Genomic DNA, 15,765 nt, shown 5'->3' on the forward strand with positions numbered 1-15,765 from the left:
CCGGGCATTCGGACACGCGGCCCACCGGAACGTGAAATCCACGTGGACGGTACGGGTAAAGAACATGCCAGGATTGGACGCATGGAAATCGACTTGGCGGACCTGGATTTCTGGCGGCGGCCGCTCAAGGAGCGGCACGAGGCGTTCGCGCGGCTTCGCGAGCTCGACCGCCCGGTGTTCTTCGAGGAGAAACGCGTCCCGCTGCTCCGCTCGGGCAAGGGTTTCTACGCGCTCGTCCGGCACGCCGACGTGGTCGAGGCCAGCCGCAACGCCAAGGTGTTCTCCAGCGAACCCGGTGTGACCAGTCCCGAGCCGCCCGGCTGGGTCAAGCACGTGTTCGGCGAGTCCATGGTCAACATGGACGACCCCCGGCACGCCCGCCTGCGTCGCATCGTCTCCCGCGCGTTCAGCCCGAAGATGCTGAGCAACCTGCAGGGCGACATCGAGGCCGCGTGCGCGCGGATCGTCGACGACGTGATCGCCTCCGGGCCGCGGGACTTCGTCCGCCAGGTGGCCGCCCGGCTGCCCATCCACGTCATCTGCGACATGATGGGCATCCCCGACGGCGTCCGGGAGCAGGTCCACCGGCACGTCGACATCTCCACCGCCTACTCCGGCGTGCGGCCCAGCCTGGCGCACACCGTCAGGATGGCCGCGCAGAACACGCTCGCGCTGCTCGCCCTGCAGCGCCTGGTGATCAACCTCGGCAGGGAGCGCGCCGGGGCACCGGGCAGCGACCTCGTCTCGGCGCTGGTCACCGCCAACGTCGACGGGGAGAAGCTGACCGACCGCGAACTGGGCTCGTTCTTCACTCTCCTGCTCGTGGCGGGCAACGAGACCGCCCGCAACACCATGGCGCACGGCATCAAGCTGCTCACCGACAACCCGGAGCAGCGACGCCTGCTGGTCGAGGACTTCGACGCGCACATCGGCGGCGCGATCGAGGAGATGGTCCGCTACGTCTCGCCCATCATGCAGTTCCGCCGCACCGTCACCCAGGACTACGACCTGCGCGGCCTGCACCTGAAGCCGGGTGACAAGGTCGTGCTCTTCTACGGCTCGGCCAACCGCGACGAGGAGGTCTTCCCCGACCCCGACCGGTTCGACATCACCCGCGACACCAAGCCGCACGTGGGCTTCGGCGGCCCCGGCCCCCACTTCTGCCTGGGCGCCAACCTCGCCCGCCAGGAGATCAGGACCATGTTCCGGGAGCTGTTCACCCGGCTGCCGGAGATCCGGTCGGTCGGCGAGCCGGAGCTGCTGGTCTCCAACTTCGACAACAGCGTCCGCAGCCAGGCGTTCGCCTTCTGACGTCCGCCCGGCCGGGCCGATCACTCGCCCGGCCGGGGCGCCGTCACCGGGCGGCCCGTTCCCGGCTCCGGCCGGGCCAGGACGTTCTCCCGGATACCGAGGAAGGCGATCAGCGCGGAGACGCCCATCATCGCCGCGCTGACCAGCATCGTCGTGCGGAATCCGGCGGTGAACACCGCGGGGGAGGCGAGGGCCTCGCCGGTCAGGCCGACGAGCGGGGGGATCGCGGCCACCGCGAGCAGCCCGCCGGTCCGGGCGACGGCGTTGTTGACGCCGCTGGCCACTCCCGCGTGGCGATCGTCGACGGTGGCCAGCACGGTCGCGGTGAGCGGCGCGACCGCCGCCGACAGGCCGAGGCCGAACAGGGTCGCCGGGAGCAGCACGTCGACCGCGTACGACGAGCCGGGGCCGATCCGCGCCATCAGCAGCAGCGCGGCGGCGCACAGCAGGATGCCGCCCGTCATCGGCAGCCGCGGCCCGATCCGCCCGGCCACCGCCCCGGCGCGTGACGACAGCAGCAGCATCAGGACCGTCACCGGGATCATCGCCGAGCCGGCCAGCAGCGGGGAGAAGCCCGCCGAGACCTGGAGCTGGACGACCAGGAGGAAGAACACCACGCCCATCGCGGCGTACATGATGAACGTGACGACGTTGACCGCGGTGAACACCCGGGAGGCGAAGACGCCGACCGGGACGAGCGCGTCGGGCGAGCGCCTGATCTCCAGCAGGACGAACGCGGCGCCCAGCACCGCGCCCACCGTCAGCGGGACCGGCAGCAGGTCGATCAGACCGTAGGTGATCCCGGCCAGCGCCAGCGCGGCCAGCACCGCGCCGAGCACGTCGAAGCGGCCGTCGGCCTCGCCGTTCCTGCTCTCCGGCACGTGCCGTACGGCGACCGCCACCACGAGCGCGGCCAACGGCAGGTTGATCAGGAACACCCAGCGCCAGCCGGCCGTCTCCACCAGCCACCCGCCGAGCAGCGGGCCGACGGCCGCGGCCACCCCGCCCAGCCCCGACCAGGCCCCGATGGCCCTGGGCCGGTCCTCGGGATCGAAGGACGCCTGGATGATGGCCAGGGAGCCGGGGGTGAGCAGCGCCCCGCCGACGCCCTGGAGCGCGCGGGCCGCCACGAGCGTCTCCACGTTGGGCGCCAGCCCGCACAGGGCCGAGGCGAGCGCGAACCAGACCACGCCGATCAGGAAGACCTTGCGCCTGCCGTACCGGTCGCCCAGCGAGCCGCCCAGCAGGATCAGGCCGGCCAGCGTGAGCGTGTAGGCGTTGACCGTCCACTGCAGGCCGGCCACGTCGGCGTCCAGGTCGGCGCCGAGCGTGGGCAGGGCCACGTTCACGACCGTGCCGTCCAGCAGGGCGATGCCCGACCCCAGCACGGTTGTGAGGAGCACCCAGCGCCCCGCCGGGGAATTGAGACGGATGTGACCGTTGTCCATAGTGCTCATCATGACCGACCGCCGGCGGTCCGGCGGCGGCCACCGGACCGGGGGTGCGATGCCGGAAGTGTCGGCGATCTCTGGTAGGACATGGGTCCTGTCACGATAAGCCCGACGGGAGCCTCCGATGGACTACTCCGAGTTCAACGACGACGTCGACGGTCTCCACCGCGGAGACTACGCCGGCCTGCCCATCACGGGCCTGCGCCCGCCGGGCGCCCCCATGCCCGCCGCGGGCGAGGCGGCCTGGCGCGTCTCGGCCGACGTCTACGACGCCAAGGAGACCTTCGAGGAGCACTTCGCCCGTTTCGTCGAGACCGTCGACACGACCGGCGTCAGGGCGCTCATCGTCGGCGGCTGGAACGATGCCTATGAGAACGACTCGTCGGTGCCCGTCCGGCTCCTGGTGGAGAACGCGCCGCGCTTCCCGGCGCTGCGCTCGCTCTTCCTCGGCGCGATGCCCTCGGAGGAGTGCGAGATCTCCTGGATCCAGCAGAGCGACGTCACCCCCCTGCTGGAGGCGTTCCCGCTGCTGGAGCGGCTGGAGGTCCGCGGTGGCACCGGGCTGGAGCTCCGGCCGGTCCGCCACGAGCGCCTCCGGGTGCTGCGGTTCGAGTCGGGCGGGCTGCCCGCCGCCGTGGTCCGGGCGGTCGGCGAGAGCGAGTTCCCCGCGCTCGAATACCTGGAGCTGTGGCTGGGCGTCACCGAGTACGGCGGCGACGCCACCGTGGCCGACCTGGCGCCCATCCTGTCCGGCGACCGGCTGCCCGCGTTGAAGCACCTGGGACTGCAGGACAGCGAGATCCAGGACGAGGTCGCCGCGGCGGTGGCGTCCGCGCCGGTGGTGGCCCGCCTGGAGTCGCTCGCCCAGTCCATGGGCGTGCTGACCGACGAGGGCGCGGAGGCGCTGCTGTCCGGCCAGCCGCTGACCCATCTCAAGCGCCTGGACCTGCACCACCACTTCCTGACCGACGCCATGCTGGAGCGCGTCCGGGCCGCCTTCGCCGGCACGGGCGTCGAGCTCGACGTGTCCGAGCAGGAGGAGCCCGACGACGACTGGCGTTACGTCGCGGTCTCCGAATGACCACCCTCACCGTCGTCGGGACGCCCGGGGAGCGGCGGGTGACCATGTTCGCCGACGCGTGCGTCCGGCACGGCCTGGCCGGGCCCGCGGTCGTGTCGTGGACGTCCGTGCTGCGCGGCGAGGAGGTCCGGCTGGCGCCCGGCACGCTCGTGCGGATCGACTCCCCCGGGGAGGACGCCGAGGCCGACGCGCTGCTGCGCGGGCCAGGGGAGCCGTCCCGGGTCGGCGGCGGGGCCCGCTGGCACGCCGCGTTCACCGCCGGGACGGCGCGCGTCCGCGAGGCGGTCGGGCGTACACCCGGGGCGGTGCTGCTCGCCGACCCCGGCGAGATCGCGGTGATGTTCGACAAGCGGCTCTGCCACGCCAGGCTCGCGGCGGCCGGGGTGCCGGTACCGCCCGCGCTCCCCGGGCCGGTCCGCGACTACGCCGAGTTGCGCCGCCGGATGGACGAGGCCCGCTGGGGGCGGGTCTTCGTCAAACCGGCCCACGGCTCGTCGGCGTCCGGGGTCATCGCCCTGCACGCCTCCGGCGACCGGGTCAAGGCGGTGACCTCGGCGGAGCTGACCGGCGGCGAGCTGTACAACTCCCTGCGGGTCAGGTCCTACGAGGACGAGGCCGACCTGGCGGTGATCGTCGACCGGCTGGCCGCCGACGGACTCCACGTCGAGCGCTGGTTCCCCAAGGCGAGCCTCGCCGGACGCGTGATCGACCTGCGGGTGGTCGTCGTGGACGGCACGCCCACCCACGCGGTGGTCCGCGCCGGCCGGTCCCCCATGACCAACCTGCATCTCGGCGGCGGCCGGGGCGACCTCGGCGCGGTCACGGCCCACCTCGGGCCCGACGGCTGGGCGCGGGCGCTCGCGGTGTGCGCGCGGGCGGCGGCCTGCTTCCCCGGGAGCCTGGCCGTCGGGGTCGACCTGATGATCGGGGCCGACTGGCGGGGCCTCGCGGTGGCCGAGGTGAACGCGTTCGGTGACCTGTTGCCCCGGCTGGAGGGCCTGCCGGGCAGCGGCGCCGAAGGGCTCGACACCTACGGCGCCCAGGTCCGCGCGATCCTCGCCCGGTACGCCCCGGTGGGCGCCGGGGCCCGGCACGTGCCGGTGGGCGCCGGAGTCCGGCACGTGCCGGTGGACCCCGGGAGACCGGGGACGACGACGGGAGGACCGGTATGACGGACGGCTCGGAAGCCGGGAGGGGGAACCGGTGCTCGACATGAACGAGGTCGTGGGCGGCCACGACCTGCTGCTGGTGACACTCGACACGCTCCGCTACGACGTGGCCGAGGAGTCGCTGGCGGCCGGGCGGCTGCCCACCCTGGCGCGGGCGCTGCCCGGCGGGCGCTGGGAGCGCCGGCACAGCCCCGGGAGCTTCACCTACGCCGCCCACGCCGCGATCCTCGCCGGCTTCCTGCCGACCCCCGCCGCGCCCGGGCCGCACCCCCGGCCGTTCGCCGCGGCCTTCCCCGGCAGCGAGACCACGGCCCCGGGCACGTGGGTCTTCGACGCGCCCGACCTGCCCGGCGGGCTCGCCAAGGCGGGATACCACACGATCTGCGTCGGCGGAGTGGGGTTCTTCAACAAGCTCACCCCGCTGGGGTCCGCCCTCCCCTCGCTGTTCGCCGAGAGCCACTGGAAGCCGGAGTTCGGGGTCACCTCGCCCGTCTCGTTCGAAGCGCAGATCGCCTGCGCCGAGCGGGCCGTGGCGGGGACGGACGGCCCGGTCTTCCTGTTCGTCAACGTCTCCGCGCTGCACCAGCCCAACTGGTTCCACCTGCCGGGGGCCACCCGCGAGGACGGCGACAGCCCGGCCAGTCACGCCGCCGCGCTCGAATACGTCGACCGCCACATCGGCAGGCTGTTCGCGCTGGTGAGCGAGCGGCGCCCGGGATACGCGATCGTCTGCTCCGACCACGGCACCGCCTACGGCGAAGACGGGTACGTCGGGCACCGGATCGGGCACGAGGTCGTCTGGACCGTGCCGTACGGGGAGTTCGTGATGGAACGGGGGCAGTGGCGGTGACGTCGATTCCCGGCCGGGCGCCCCGGGCCGCGCACGGCACGGAAGCCACGCCTTCGGCGTCTCCCGCGCCCTCCCCGCGCTCCGCGTCCCCGGTGCTCCCGGTGCTTCCGGGTCTCTCCGGGGCCCCGGCGCAGCCGGCCGCCGGTGCCGCCGGCTCGGGCCCCTACCAGGGATACGTCTACGCCTACCCGCACAAGACGGCCTACCGTCCCCTGGACCCGCGCCCCTCGCTGGCCGACGTGTGGGCGGGCGAGCCGCTCCGGCACCTCTTCCTCTACCTGCACATCCCGTTCTGCGAGATGCGCTGCGGCTTCTGCAACCTGTTCACCCGGACCGGCGCCCCCGAAGAGCTCGTCGCCGCCTACCTCGACGCGCTGGAGCGCCAGGCGGGTGCCGTACGCGACGCCCTGGACGGCCCGCGCTTCGCCGCCGCCGCGGTCGGCGGCGGCACGCCGACCTACCTCAGCGCCGCCGAGCTCACCCGCATGTTCGACCTCACCGAGCGGATCATGGGCACCGACCTGACGACCATCCCCATGTCGGTGGAGACCTCCCCGGCGACCGCGACGACCGACCGGCTCGCCGTCCTGGCCGAGCGGGGCACGACCCGGATCTCGATCGGGGTGCAGAGCTTCGTCGACGCCGAGGCCCGCGCGGCGGTCCGGCCGCAGCGGCGGCGACAGGTCGAGGCGGCACTCGGCCGGATCCGCGAGGCCGGGTTCGACACGCTCAACATCGACCTGATCTACGGGATCGACGGGCAGACCGAGGAGTCCTGGCGGCGCTCGCTGGACGCGGCGCTCACCTGGAAACCCGAGGAGGTGTACCTCTACCCGCTGTACGTCCGGCCGCTCACCGGCCTCGCCCGCCGCGCCCGTGACTGGGACGACCACCGGCTCACCCTCTACCGCCAGGGCCGCGACCACCTGCTGGCGGCGGGATACGAGCAGGTCTCCATGCGCATGTTCCGGCTGCCCGGCCGGTCGTCCCCGACCGAGTACACCTGCCAGCGCGACGGCATGGTCGGCCTCGGCTGCGGTGCCCGCTCCTACACCTCCGATCTGCACTACTCCTACGAGTACGCCGTCGCCGCCGGCCAGGTGCGCGCCATCATCGACGGCTACGTGCGCCTCGCCCGCGAGGAGTTCACCGTGGCCAACGTGGGGTTCCGGCTGGACGGGGAGGAGCGGCGCCGCCGCCACCTGATCCAGTCGCTGCTCCAGGCCGAGGGCCTCGACCCGGCCCTCTACCGCGACCGCTTCGGCACCGGGCCGGAGACCGACTTCGGCGGTGACCTGGAACGCCTGGCCGCGCGGGGCTGGCTGGAACGCGACGCTCCGCCACCCGGCGGCGGGGCTCCCCGGCCCGGCTGGCTCAGGCTCACCGCCGAGGGGCTGGCCCATTCCGACGCGATCGGCCCGGCCCTGTTCTCCGGCCGGGTCCGCGCGCTGATGGCCGCCTACGAGGAGCGCTGAGACCGTTGACCGGCACCCCCGGCACCCTCCTCGCCTCCGAGACCCCTGTCGCCCCTGACGCTCCCGGCGCCTCCGCCGTCGCCGCGTCCGGCGCTCCCGGCGCCCCGAGCACCTCGGGCGTCGCCGCGTCCGGGGCCCCGGGCGCGCCCGGCGCGCTCGCCGTCCCGATCCTCCGCGGTCCGGGGGAGCGCGACCACCTGACGATCCTCTACCGGGGGCCGCTGGCGAGCTGCGACTACGACTGCCCCTACTGCCCGTTCGCCAAGCGCCGCGACAGCCCGGAGGCGCTGCGGCGGGACCGGGCGGCGCTGGAGCGGTTCACCGGCTGGGTGGCCGGGCGGGACCACCCGGTCTCGGTGCTGTTCACCCCGTGGGGTGAAGGGCTCGTCCGCTCCTGGTATCGCCGGGCGATGGTCGAGCTCAGCCACCTGCCCCGGGTGCGGCGCGTCGCCATCCAGACCAACCTCAGCTGCCGGACCGGCTGGCTGGCCGAGGCCGACCTGGACACGCTCGCCCTGTGGGCCACCTACCACCCGGGCCAGGTCGCCCGCGGGCGTTTCCTCGCCCGCTGCCGCGACCTGGCGGCACGCGGGGTGCGCTTCAGCGTCGGCGTCGTCGGGCTGCCCGAGCACCTGGAGCACGCCCGGCGCCTGCGGGCCGACCTGCCGGAGGAGGTCTACCTCTGGGTGAACGCCGCCGAGGGCCTGCTCTACACCGACGAGGAGGCGGACGCCTGGACGGCGATCGACCCGCTGTTCCACTACAGCCGGACCCCGCACCGCAGCGCCGGTCTGCCCTGCCGCACCGGGGAGAGCGTCGTCTCCGTCGACGGCGACGGCACCGTGCGGCGCTGCCACTTCGTCCCGGACGTGCTCGGCAACCTGTACGACGGCACCTTCCACCCCAGGGCCATGCCGTGCCCGGCGGCGATGTGCGACTGCCACATCGGCTACGTGCACCTGGAGCCGACCGGCCTCTACGACGTCTTCGCCGGGGGGATCCTGGAGCGGATCCCGGCCCGGCTCTCCCGGTGACCGTCCGCGCCCCCGCCGCCCGTCCCGGCCACGAGCGGGTCGCCGGGCGGCCCGTCAGGTCTCCCGCTCGGGACGGTAGTCGGCCTCGGAGAGCTGGAAGGTCCAGGCCACACCCTCGCGGGCGGTGCGGGTGGCCGGCGGGACGCGCAGCCAGTAGCGGTTGAACGTGCCGTCGGGCTCGGCGGTCGCGTTGACCACCTCCACCATCACCACCGGCTCGTCGTCGTCCAGGTCGATGCGCCACAGGACGCCGGTCTCGTCGCGGTGCACGGGGGTCGCGCCGGACTCGGCGAGGTAGCGGTCGTAGCCGAAGTGTTCCAGCATGACCCGGCGCAGCTCGGCGTTCTCCTCGGTGCGGATGCGCTCGGGGGTCAGGTTCGCGATGGAGGCGCCGAAGTCGGCCGGGACCGGCATGCCGTGCCAGGCGTGCACCGCGAAGCCGTCGGGGAAGACCAGGGCGGGGCCGTCGCCCCGGTGGAGGCGGCCCACGTCGTCGCGGTGCAGCCCGGCCGGGCGCTCGCAGACGAGCGCGACCCGCTCGAACGGCCACCACCAGCCCGCCGACTCCGCCACCCGGGCCAGCCCCGCCACCTCGGGCCGGTCCAGCGCGTCGAACAGCGACAGCCACGGCGCGTCGTGCTGGCCCAGCACCGCGTCGAGCGTCGAGGAGCGCAGCTCGGCCCCGGCGGCCTCGGACTCCGCCGAGGCCGCGACGGCCCGGCGGATCTGGGTGACCAGCCGGTTCACCGGGCGCCACAGACGGTCGCCGGTCAGCGACCAGGCCAGCGGCCACGCCGCGGGGCCGAGCCAGGCGTGCACGTCGGCCCTGGCCCGCTCCCACGGCCGGGTCCGCACCTCGTCACGGACCGACCTGCCGGCGCCGAGCGCGGCGATCGCCCCCACCCCCGCGGCGGGGGACTCGGCCCAGACGATCTCCTCGGGCTCGGGCAGCCCGCCGGTCCGGTAGGCCAGCCGCACACCTTCCTCGGCCGCGGCGCGATCGGCCGGTCCGGAGCGGAAGGCCACCTCCTCCCAGCGGAGCGCGGCGGCGGTCAGGGCGTCGGCGAGTTCGGCGGTGACGGTCGTCTCGGTGGTGACGGTCATGTGGTCTGCTCCTGGGACGGCGGGACGACGGGAGGGCGGGACGGCGCTTGCCGCTCCGGCGCCCCGGTGGGGGAATCACCCGCACGCGGGGCGGCGGGGAACCCGGCCGTGGCCGGCGCGGCGGCGGACCGCGGGCGTGGACGGCGCGGCGGCGGCCGGCGGGTCTCAGTCGGCGACGACGCGGAAGGCGCCGGGGACGTACTCGCGCTGGCGCTGCACGCGGTACCACCCCCTGGGGAGGGGGATCGCGCTGTGCTCCTCGTGGACCACGCGGCCCCCCGAGGGCACGTGCAGGAAGTCGGGGTCCATGGGACGCAGGCCGCGCACCAGTGTGCCCGGACCGACCACCGCGTGCGCGTGGCCGGTGGCCTCGCCCAGGGCGAGCACCAGGCGGCCGCGGGCGTCACGCGGCACGGACGGCGCGGACCGCACCGGGACGGGCACGGCCTCCTCGGCGACGGGGACGATCAGGATGTCTCCCTGGCGGTACATCTCGCTGGCTCCTCGGGTCGGGGTGATCGAAAGCTATTCGTCCCCACCGACATTTCCCGGTTCCCCGCGCAGCGCGCACGGCGGCGGGGCACGCCGCCCCGGCGAGCGGCGTCCGGACGATCGTCATGCGGGCGGGCCCGGACAGCGCCTGCCGGACATCCGGCGGGTCGATCCCTGCCCGAGCCGCAAGGAGCCCGGCCGTGACCGCACTCGCCCCCGAGGCCACCAGCCTCGTCGACCCCGAATTCCTCGCCACCGGCGACCCGTTCCCGCTGTGGCGGTGGATGCGCGACCATGACCCGGTGCACCGGCATCCGCCGGGGGAGTATCCGGGCTTCTGGTCGCTGACCCGTTACGAGGACATCAAGTCCGTCTACCGCGACGCCCGCGTCTTCGGCTGACCGCGTGGTCATGTGGATTCCGTCGGCCAACCGCGGCGAGCGGGTCTTCGCCGATCCGGATCGTTTCGGCATCGCCCGTCGCCCCAACCGCCACCTGGCGCTGGGCGTCGGCGAACACTTCTGCCTGGGCGGCATGCTCGCCAGCACCGAGATGCGGATCCTGCTCACCGAACTGCTCGACTCGGTGAGGCACATCGAACAGACGGCCCCGGCCGTCCCCCCGCGGTCGATCGTCGTCAACGGGCTGGAGAGCCTGCCCGTGCGGATCACCCTCCGATGAGGCGGACGCGCCCGCCTCATTCCGGCTCCTGACGCGGCGGGCGGCCCGGGGCGGAGAAGATCTGGTGCCGGTCCCGGTCCGCCCGTAACGTCTACCGAAACGTACGCACAGCAGATTCGACCCACCGGAGTGGATACCTTGCCGTTACAAGTCCGACGGGCGGCTCCGCGGGACGCCTCGGTTCTCGCGGCCGTCCAGACAGCCTCCTGGCGGGAGGCGTTCCGCGGGCTCATGCCGGAGGAATACCTGGCGAGCCTCGACACCGAGGCGTTCCGGGCAGCGTGGGACGACAGGATCACCGAATCCCGGTGGCCGTCGTCGGGCACGTTGGTGGCCGAGGAAGCCGGCCGGGTCGTCGGTTACTCGCGCTTCTACCCCACCGACGACACCGACGACGATCCGGCGGTCGTGGGCATGATCGGTTCCATGTACACGCTGCCCGAGGTCTGGGGCACGGGTGCCGGCAAGGCGCTCATGGCCGGAGTCGTCGACACCCTGGCCGGGGCCGGATACTCCCAGGCCACCCTCTGGGTGCTGGAGGGCAATCACCGGGCCCGGGAGTTCTACCGGCGACAGGGGTGGGACGGGGACGGCGGACTGGTCGAGGAGCGTGGCGACGGTTTCCCCATCACCAAGGTCCGCTATCGCCGCCCCCTGCCCGGCGCACCGGCGCCTTCCTAGCGGCGCCGGTCACGGAGCGGCGGTCGCCGTGCCGCCACGGGGCGGCCGGCGGGTCAGGCGGGGACGCGGCAGCCCAGGCCGCGCAGGACGAAGCCCGAGACGATCTCCTCGGCCTCCTCCGGGGTCACGGCCCCGCTGAGCAGCGGAACCCGCTCGGCGCCGATGACGGCGAGGATGATCCGGGCGGTGGCGGCCACGTCGGCGGCCTGGAAGTCGCCGGACGCCACGCCGCTGTCGATGATGCCGGTCAGGATGCGCTGCATCGGCTCGACGTGGTCGGCCAGGCGCTGGTAGGCGTCGGGGCCCAGGGCCGCCGACAGGTCGGCGGGGCCGGGATGCGGGTGGGCGAGCAGCCCGGCCAGCTGGAGCCTGACGAACACCCGCAGCCGTTCGGCGGGGGTGGCACGCTCGGGCAGCTCCCGCTCGTAGCTGTCGATGAAGTAGTGGGTCACCCGCTCGGTGAAGGCCAGCAGCAGCGCGGCCTTGTCGGGGAAGTAGTTGTACAGGACGGTGCGGGTGATGCCGGCCTCGCTCGCCACGTCCGTCATCGAGATGGTGTCGATGCCCTGTTCGCGGGTGAGGCGCGAGACCGCCCGCAGGATGCGTTCCTGCGTCTGGGCGCGGTGCTCGCCGATGGTCGCGGCCGAAATCCGGGGCATCGTCCCATGGTCGCACAGTGTCCGGCACCGCGGGCAGGCTGTGAGCGTTCGCGGGCACCCGTGAGCGCCCGGGTTCGTGCCTGTGAGCGCCCGGGCCCGCACCCGTGAGCGCCCGGGCCCGCACCCGCGCGGACCGGTACCCGCGGGGCGGTGACCGGTCGCCGCGCCCCGGTGCCGGACACGCGGGAACGCTCCGGCGCGCCATGGCGCACCGGAGCGTCGCGTGCCGCGGGAGCGGGGATCGCGGAAGGGGTTCCCCGGTCTCAGGCGGCGAGCTCGGCCCGTGCCACCCGGCCGAGTTCGGCCAGGACCTCGGTGTTGAGAAGGTAGGCGAGCTTGGTCTCGCGGACCAGCCGCCGCTTCTCGGCCTCGTCGAGGGGCAGCGCGTCCAGCCGGGCACGGTACTCGTTCTTGAAGCGGGGCAGGCTGCCGATCCCGTCGAAGAGATAGAAGTCGACGCCGCCGCCCGGCCGGTAACCGTAGATCTTCTGCAGCTCCATCCGGATGAACTGGCCCCCGGACAGGTCGCCCATGTAGCGGGTGTAGTGGTGGGCGATGTAGCCCGCCGGCCAATCGGCGACCTGGTTGATGCGGGCGACCAGGGTCAGCGTCGGCTTGGACGGCTCGATCCGGGACCGCCAGCCGGACCCGTAGATCGTCTCCAGGTCACGGACCAGCGCCTCCTCCCGGTAGAGCTCGGGGAAGACGAAAGGCGCGGCGACGGGGTCGGTGGCGAGCGCGCGGGAGGCGCTCTCCAGGGCGACGTAGGCGAAGTAGTGCTGGGCGACCATCTCGCCGTACGCCTCGGGGCTGAGCCGGCCCGCCATCAGTGCCTTGAGGTAGCCGTCGTCCTCGGCGGACTCGTGCTCGCCCCAGGTGGCGTTCCTGAGGACTTCGGAGAACGGCGAATCACTCATGATCACTCCGCGACGAGGGGGCCTTTCATGACACAGTGTCACAAAGGGGGCGGCACCTCGTCAAGCTGATGACGACACCCTGTCATTAAACGTCATCGGAGTGCTCCGGCGTCGACCTGCGACGCGCGCCGGCCGCCTCGGGCGCGTCCGGGAAGCCACACCGATGCCGGCAGCTGGCGAACAGCGGGAGCCAGGCCGGCCGGCGCGGAAGCCGGGCGGGTTCGTCCGGCGCGGCCGAGGGCGGCCAGGGCGGGGTTGCGCAGCGACCGGCTGCCCGGCTCGAAGTAGTCGCTGTGCCCGGAGACGGGCGGGTCGCGGCGTGGAGCCGCCACCGGGCGCCGGGGCGGGCCGGTGTCGCGTGGAGGTGGCCCACCAGGTGAATTACACAATTACGATCGCTCACAGCGAACACGCTCAAGCCTGGGAACAATCTGGGACTCCTGTTAATTGAGTCTGTACAACTCAACCCTTGGAGTGCACATGAGTGAGAGCTTGATCCTCCCGGTCCTGCCGCTCGACGACGAGGTCGTGCTGCCGGGCATGGTGGTACCGCTTGACCTGTCCGAGACCGAGGTCCGGGCCGCGATCGACGCGGCTCAGGCTCTCGCTGACAACAAGCCCGCGGTGCTCCTCGTTCCCCGCATCGACGGCAAGTACGGCCCGGTGGGCGTCAGGGCGGTGGTCGAGCAGGTGGGCAGGCTGCCCGGCGGCGAGCCCGCCGCCGTCGTGCGCGGCGTCGACCGCGTCCGCGTGGGCACCGGCACGACCGGTCCCGGCGCGGCCCTGTGGGTGCAGGCCACCCGCATCACGCCCGTCGCCGCCGGCGAGCGCGCCCACGAGCTCGCCAAGGAGTACAAGGCGCTGGCCACCACGATCCTGCAGAAGCGCGGCGCGTGGCAGGTCGTCGACGCGGTCAACCAGATGAACGACCCGTCGATCCTCGCCGACAACTCCGGGTACGCCCCCTGGCTGACCACGCGGCGCAAGGCCGAGATCCTCGAGACCCCCGACCCGGCCGACCGGCTGGAGAAGCTGGTCGAGTGGTCGCGCGAGCACCTGGCCGAGCTCGACGTGGCCGAGACGATCCGCAAGGACGTCCAGGAGGGCATGGAGAAGCAGCAGCGCGAGTTCCTGCTCCGCCAGCAGCTCGCCGCGGTCCGCAAGGAGCTCGCCGAGCTGAACGGTGACACCTCCGCCTCCGAGGAGGAGGACTACCGTTCCCGCGTCGAGGCCGCCGACCTGCCGCCGAAGGTGCGCGAGGCGGCCCTCAAGGAGGTCGACAAGCTGGAGCGGACCTCCGACCAGTCGCCCGAGACCGGCTGGATCCGCACCTGGCTCGACACCGTCCTCGACATCCCGTGGAACGAGCGGACCGAGGACTCCTACGACATCGCCGCGGCCCGCGAGGTCCTCGACGCCGACCACACCGGCCTCGACGACGTCAAGGACCGCATCATCGAATACCTGGCCGTCCGCGGACGCAGGGCCGAGAAGGGCCTCGGCGTGGTCGGCGGCCGCCGCAGCGGCGCGGTCCTCGCGCTGGCCGGTCCTCCCGGGGTCGGCAAGACCTCGCTCGGCGAGTCCGTGGCCCGCGCCATGGGCCGCAAGTTCGTCCGCGTCGCCCTCGGCGGCGTCCGGGACGAGGCCGAGATCCGCGGGCACCGGCGCACCTACGTCGGCGCGCTGCCCGGCCGCATCGTCCGCGCCATCCGCGAGGCCGGGTCGATGAACCCGGTCGTGCTGCTCGACGAGGTCGACAAGGTCGGCTCCGACTACCGCGGCGACCCGACGGCCGCCCTGCTGGAGGTGCTCGACCCGGCGCAGAACCACACCTTCCGCGACCACTACCTGGAGGTCGAGCTCGACCTGAGCGACGTGCTCTTCCTGGCGACCGCCAACGTGCTGGAGGCCATCCCCGGCCCGCTGCTGGACCGCATGGAGGTCGTGACGCTCGACGGCTACACCGAGGACGAGAAGGTCGCCATCGCCCGCGACCACCTGCTCCCGCGCCAGCTCGACAAGGCCGGCCTCACCGCCGAGGACGTCGTCCTCGGGGAGGACGCGCTGCGCAAGCTCGCCGGCGAGTACACCCGCGAGGCCGGCGTCCGGTCCCTGGAGCGCTCGATCGCCAGGATCCTGCGCAAGGTCACCGCGAACGTCGCGCTGGGCGAGGCGGAGCTGCCCGTGACGGTGGACGACCTCGTCCCCTACCTGGGCCGTCCCCGGCACGTGCCGGAGTCCTCGCTGCCCGAGTCGCGCCAGCGCACCGCGGTGCCCGGCGTGGCGACCGGCCTGGCGGTCACCGGGGCGGGCGGCGACGTCCTGTACGTGGAGGCGTCCCTGGCCGACCCGGAGACCGGCGACACCGGCCTGACGCTCACCGGCCAGCTCGGCGACGTCATGAAGGAGTCGGCCAAGATCGCGCTCTCCTACCTGCGCTCGCGGGGCGCGGAGCTGGAGCTGCCCGTCGGTTCCCTCAAGGACCGCTCGGTGCACATCCACTTCCCGGCCGGCGCCGTCCCCAAGGACGGCCCGTCCGCGGGCGTGACGCTGACCACGGCCCTGGCCTCGCTGCTCTCCGGCCGTCAGGTCCGCAGTGACGTGGCCATGACCGGCGAGGTCTCCCTCACCGGCCGGGTGCTGCCGATCGGCGGGGTGAAGCAGAAGCTGCTGGCCGCCCACCGGGCGGGCATCACGACCGTGCTGATCCCGGCGCGCAACGAGCCCGACCTGGACGACGTGCCGCAGTCCGTCCGCGACGAGCTCACCATCCACACGGTGAGCGACGTGCGCGAGGTCCTGGAGATCGCGCTCACCCCGGCCAAGGTCGCCGAGCGCACCGCCGCCTGACCCGGGCCAC

Annotated in this window: 15 protein-coding genes; 10 read left to right on the plus strand and 5 right to left on the minus strand. The window is 73.5% G+C overall.

Annotation, left to right across the window (positions count from 1 at the left end):
- Positions 1-81 precede the first annotated feature (81 nt).
- Positions 82-1,311, plus strand: coding sequence for a cytochrome P450 (locus ABD841_RS06680; protein ID WP_344968912.1), 1,230 nt, complete (start codon positions 82-84; stop codon positions 1,309-1,311).
- Between the two features lie 20 nt (positions 1,312-1,331).
- On the opposite strand, the gene ABD841_RS06685 is transcribed toward ABD841_RS06680, so the two are convergent.
- Positions 1,332-2,759, minus strand: coding sequence for an MFS transporter (locus ABD841_RS06685; RefSeq protein ID WP_344968914.1), 1,428 nt, complete (start codon positions 2,757-2,759; stop codon positions 1,332-1,334).
- Between the two features lie 127 nt (positions 2,760-2,886).
- Here ABD841_RS06685 and ABD841_RS06690 point away from each other — a divergent pair, with 127 nt between their 5' ends.
- From ABD841_RS06690 to ABD841_RS06710, 5 genes are all read left to right on the plus strand, one after another.
- Positions 2,887-3,843, plus strand: coding sequence for an STM4015 family protein (locus ABD841_RS06690; protein ID WP_344968916.1), 957 nt, complete (start codon positions 2,887-2,889; stop codon positions 3,841-3,843).
- Complete coding sequence (locus ABD841_RS06695; RefSeq protein ID WP_344968918.1) at positions 3,840-5,015, plus strand: STM4014 family protein; 1,176 nt, start codon at positions 3,840-3,842, stop codon at positions 5,013-5,015. Before ABD841_RS06690 ends, ABD841_RS06695 begins: the two co-directional genes overlap by 4 nt.
- Before the next feature lie 40 nt (positions 5,016-5,055).
- A complete protein-coding gene (locus ABD841_RS06700) occupies positions 5,056-5,862 on the plus strand; it encodes an STM4013/SEN3800 family hydrolase (protein ID WP_344969112.1) in 807 nt (268 codons plus the stop codon).
- 101 nt (positions 5,863-5,963) lie between these two features.
- On the plus strand, positions 5,964-7,337 hold the full coding sequence (locus ABD841_RS06705; RefSeq protein WP_344968920.1) for an STM4012 family radical SAM protein: 1,374 nt from the start codon (positions 5,964-5,966) through the stop codon (positions 7,335-7,337).
- Positions 7,338-7,504: 167 nt separating this feature from the next.
- A complete protein-coding gene (locus ABD841_RS06710; protein WP_344969113.1) occupies positions 7,505-8,371 on the plus strand; it encodes an STM4011 family radical SAM protein in 867 nt (288 codons plus the stop codon).
- A 54-nt stretch (positions 8,372-8,425) separates the two neighbouring features.
- Here the strand turns inward: ABD841_RS06710 and ABD841_RS06715 are convergent, their stop codons facing one another.
- Complete coding sequence (locus ABD841_RS06715; RefSeq protein ID WP_344968921.1) at positions 8,426-9,475, minus strand: DUF6745 domain-containing protein; 1,050 nt, start codon at positions 9,473-9,475, stop codon at positions 8,426-8,428.
- Positions 9,476-9,640: 165 nt separating this feature from the next.
- Positions 9,641-9,967, minus strand: coding sequence for a hypothetical protein (locus ABD841_RS06720; RefSeq protein ID WP_344968923.1), 327 nt, complete (start codon positions 9,965-9,967; stop codon positions 9,641-9,643).
- A gap of 200 nt (positions 9,968-10,167) precedes the next feature.
- On the opposite strand from ABD841_RS06720, the gene ABD841_RS06725 reads away from it, so the two are divergent.
- The 3 genes from ABD841_RS06725 (at position 10,168) to ABD841_RS06735 (ending at position 11,329) form a co-directional block, all read left to right on the plus strand.
- Positions 10,168-10,368 (plus strand): hypothetical protein, encoded by a 201-nt coding sequence (locus tag ABD841_RS06725; protein WP_344968924.1) that lies wholly within the window; start codon positions 10,168-10,170, stop codon positions 10,366-10,368.
- Between the two features lie 10 nt (positions 10,369-10,378).
- Positions 10,379-10,648 carry a cytochrome P450 gene (locus tag ABD841_RS06730; protein WP_344969114.1) on the plus strand — a complete coding sequence of 90 codons (270 nt, stop codon included), beginning with the start codon at positions 10,379-10,381 and terminating at the stop codon, positions 10,646-10,648.
- A 231-nt stretch (positions 10,649-10,879) separates the two neighbouring features.
- Positions 10,880-11,329: a GNAT family N-acetyltransferase gene (locus ABD841_RS06735; RefSeq protein ID WP_344968926.1), complete on the plus strand. Its 450-nt coding sequence runs from the start codon at positions 10,880-10,882 to the stop codon at positions 11,327-11,329.
- Positions 11,330-11,382: 53 nt separating this feature from the next.
- Here the strand turns inward: ABD841_RS06735 and ABD841_RS06740 are convergent, their stop codons facing one another.
- Positions 11,383-11,988, minus strand: coding sequence for a TetR/AcrR family transcriptional regulator (locus ABD841_RS06740; RefSeq protein ID WP_344968928.1), 606 nt, complete (start codon positions 11,986-11,988; stop codon positions 11,383-11,385).
- 263 nt (positions 11,989-12,251) lie between these two features.
- A complete protein-coding gene (locus ABD841_RS06745; protein ID WP_344968930.1) occupies positions 12,252-12,905 on the minus strand; it encodes a biliverdin-producing heme oxygenase in 654 nt (217 codons plus the stop codon).
- A 480-nt stretch (positions 12,906-13,385) separates the two neighbouring features.
- Between ABD841_RS06745 and lon the strand changes: the two genes are divergently transcribed.
- A complete protein-coding gene (gene lon, locus ABD841_RS06750; protein ID WP_344968932.1) occupies positions 13,386-15,755 on the plus strand; it encodes an endopeptidase La in 2,370 nt (789 codons plus the stop codon).
- Positions 15,756-15,765: the final 10 nt, after the last annotated feature.

This window comes from Streptosporangium fragile, from assembly GCF_039534445.1.
In the GTDB taxonomy this organism is placed as follows: domain Bacteria; phylum Actinomycetota; class Actinomycetes; order Streptosporangiales; family Streptosporangiaceae; genus Streptosporangium; species Streptosporangium fragile.